This is a genomic window from Variovorax sp. P4_D9, assembly GCF_056401695.1.
Genome location: NZ_JBFUIU010001004.1, coordinates 1 through 2851, shown reverse-complemented (window position 1 = coordinate 2851; position 2851 = coordinate 1). Strand labels below are relative to the sequence as shown.

The 2851-nt window shown below is 60.2% G+C and carries 3 protein-coding genes; 2 read left to right on the top strand and 1 reads right to left on the bottom strand.

All coding sequences use genetic code 11. The features are described from left to right. The first annotated feature begins 104 nt into the window (after positions 1-104). Entirely contained in the window at positions 105-434 is a 330-nt protein-coding gene (locus AC1DY5_RS49905) for a hypothetical protein (RefSeq protein WP_478121721.1), read from the top strand. Positions 435-478: 44 nt separating this feature from the next. Continuing rightward, on the top strand, positions 479-1846 hold the full coding sequence (locus AC1DY5_RS49900; protein WP_478121720.1) for an MFS transporter: 1368 nt from the start codon (positions 479-481) through the stop codon (positions 1844-1846). Between the two features lie 354 nt (positions 1847-2200). Here AC1DY5_RS49900 and AC1DY5_RS49895 read toward each other — a convergent pair whose 3' ends face one another. Further along, positions 2201-2368, bottom strand: a complete 168-nt coding sequence (locus AC1DY5_RS49895) for a hypothetical protein (RefSeq protein ID WP_478121719.1) — start codon at positions 2366-2368, stop codon at positions 2201-2203. Positions 2369-2851 lie beyond the last annotated feature (483 nt).

Genomic DNA, 2851 nt, shown 5'->3' with positions numbered 1-2851 from the left:
GTCTTTGCTCCGATCGGACGCTGCCGACTAAGCTGCTGGCAGTGTGTTGCATTCAATGAAATCAAGTGGCCTCAACAACGGCAACTCCCGGAAGAAAGATCCAAATGAATGACCTCACGCAACCCYTCGTCAAGCTCTCCTCAGCCAATGCGGAAATCCTGACGCGTTTCGCACAGTCACCGGAGGTCGCCGAACTGGTGAACGCCAACGCGCAGAAGTATCTGGATCTCGCGCAGAAAGCCTTCGGCGGAGCAGTGGCGTCCAGCGCACATGCGGATCTCGTTCGCAGTCTCGCTGAGAACTATGCGACCTTCGCGCGCGAAAACGCCGAGAACCTCATGGGCGTCCTTGCCGGGGGACAGGCCGCTGTGGAGCAACAGGTGAATGCAGCAAGCGAGCGCCTGACCAGGGCTACTGAAGCCAAGACGCGGTAGTCCAGGCCGAAGTCATAGAGCACAGCAAAAAAACGGAGCAAATCATGCACCGGATAGACGTTCATAAACTGGCCGACGAGGCCAAGTTCAATCGCTTTCACGCACTCGTCCTGTCCTGGTGTGTGCTCATCATCATCATCGATGGTTACGACCTGGCGGTGGCCGGCATCGCGTTGCCCAGCATCATGAAGGACATGAACGTCGACGCCTCGACGGCCGGCTTCATGGCGAGTTCGGCGCTTTTCGGGATGATGTTCGGTGCGATATTCCTCGGCACCCTGTCCGACAGGATCGGACGCCGCTGGACGATCTCCATCTGCGTCTTGCTGTTTAGCATCTTCACCGCGGCGGCCGGCTTCGCGAGCGATCCGTACACGTTCAGCGTGTTGCGATTCTTTGCCGGCCTCGGCATCGGCGGCGTGATGCCAAACATCGTAGCGCAGATGACCGAGTACTCGCCCAAGACAATCCGAAGCCGGATGGTAACCATCATGTTCTCCGGCTATGCGGTTGGCGGCATCCTGGCCGCGCTGATCGGCAAGCAGTTCATTGAAACCTATGGCTGGCAGTCGGTGTTCATCGCCGCCGGCGCGCCGGTGCTGCTGATCCCGTTCATCATGAAGATGATGCCCGAGTCGTTGCCGTTCCTGATCAAGCACCATGACGACACCCATCTGCGGCAAGTCGTCAGCCGCCTCGCGCCGGGATTGCGGATGGAGGCGCACGAAGAGTTCCTGCTCCCGGTGGAGGACAAGGCCAGGGGAGCGCCGGTCAGCCAGCTGTTCCAGGATGGCCGCGGCCTCAGCACGATCATGTTCTGGATCGCTTTCTTCATGGGGCTGTTCATGATCTACGCGCTCAGTTCTTGGTTGACCAAGCTGATGGCGATGGCGGGCTACAGCCTGGGGTCCGCCCTGACGTTCTCCCTGGCTTTGAACGTCGGTGCCATGGTCGGTGCCATCTCCGGGGGATGGCTCGCCGACAAGTTCAACATCAAGTACGTGCTGGTGATCATGTATGCGCTGGGGGCGGTTTTCCTGTACATGATGACCATCAAGACCTCCCAGGAAGTGCTCTACCTGATCGTCGGACTAGTGGGCACATGCACAACCGGCGCACAGATCGTTGCCTACGCGTATTGCGGACAGTTCTATCCGATGGCGATTCGCTCGACTGGTATCGGGATGGCAGCGGGAATTGGGCGCACCGGCGCGATCCTGGCACCTTTGCTGATCGGACTGCTCGTCTCGTTGAAGTTGCCCTTGGAGCAGAACTTCATCGCGATCGCGACTGCGGGCGCGCTGGGAGCCATCGCGCTGGCTTTCATCAATCATCGCGTGTCGGCATCGACCCATCACCACGACGCGACGCGCGAGCCGATCCCGGGGGCACTGCGGGAGGCTCCGGTTTAGGGCAATTGCAATCCGCTTTGGCGATCCTCTGAGCGCTCTCGTCCTTGGGTACGTCTGAGTCGACACGCGTGGGTTATGCCGGGAGTTGGCCGGCCTAGGAAGCCGAGCCCTCCCAGCAAGTTTCGGGACTTCAAAAGGTCTCGAATTGCGATCTCTGACATCACTTGGTCCTGATGCCCGACGCATATGTGACTTAGCACTCTAAACGCTCACATGGTGGCCGCCGATTCCTCGGCGACTGCGCAGGGCCGATGCCCACCTTGCCTCCACCGTCACGCGCGACCAGTTGTTCGTCGAAGCCAATAATTTCGCCTCGGCAGTTCGGTTTGCGGTGTGGTGCGCGCGAGCGTAGGTTCAACTCATGCTGGCGACGCCGCCGAAGTTACTGAGCTCGGCCAGTTTGCCAGAGCGGGCGCGGTGAATGCGCTGCTTGGCAACATCCTGCCGGCATCCGCCCGCGCGGAGGGTTGCGCCGGCGCCGTTGGAATCGATTCGCGCACCGCCACCGATCATCTTGTGCAAAACGCGAGGATTGGGGACAGTCCCCGGCATCGAGGATGCCTCCCATGACGGGCGGACGCCGAAGCAACCTAACAGCCTCTAACAGCCTCTAACAGCGCCAAATGACTGTCACTTGAATGGGGCGATCGATGAGTATGGTCTGCGCATCAGCGGACGGTTCAGTCTGATCCGCGGCGATGCGGCGCCTGCGGGCACGGCTTGTGCGGTAGCGGACAAGGCTTTCGGTTAATGCATACCTGAATCCGTGAGCCCAGACGCACGCTTGGTCGCGTTGGTTTGTTTTGTTGCGCCGTGCCCGTCCAATTTGACCGCCTGAGACATGACATCACCCAATTCGATGGCATTGGATCGTCGGCATCGCGAGTTGGTGGGCGACTTGTTCGGGTTGGCGTGCAATTGCCCCGCGCCGCAACCTCGCGGGAACGCGATTTTCTGGATCCGTGAGTTTCGTGAGGCCGGTGATCGGCCAGTTGCGCTCAGCCG

What these genes read in the sequence shown, in the direction of transcription:
- AC1DY5_RS49900 (WP_478121720.1), top strand. Translation starts at nt 479, where the DNA reads ATGCACCGGATAGACGTTCATAAACTGGCCGACGAGGCCAAGTTCAAT.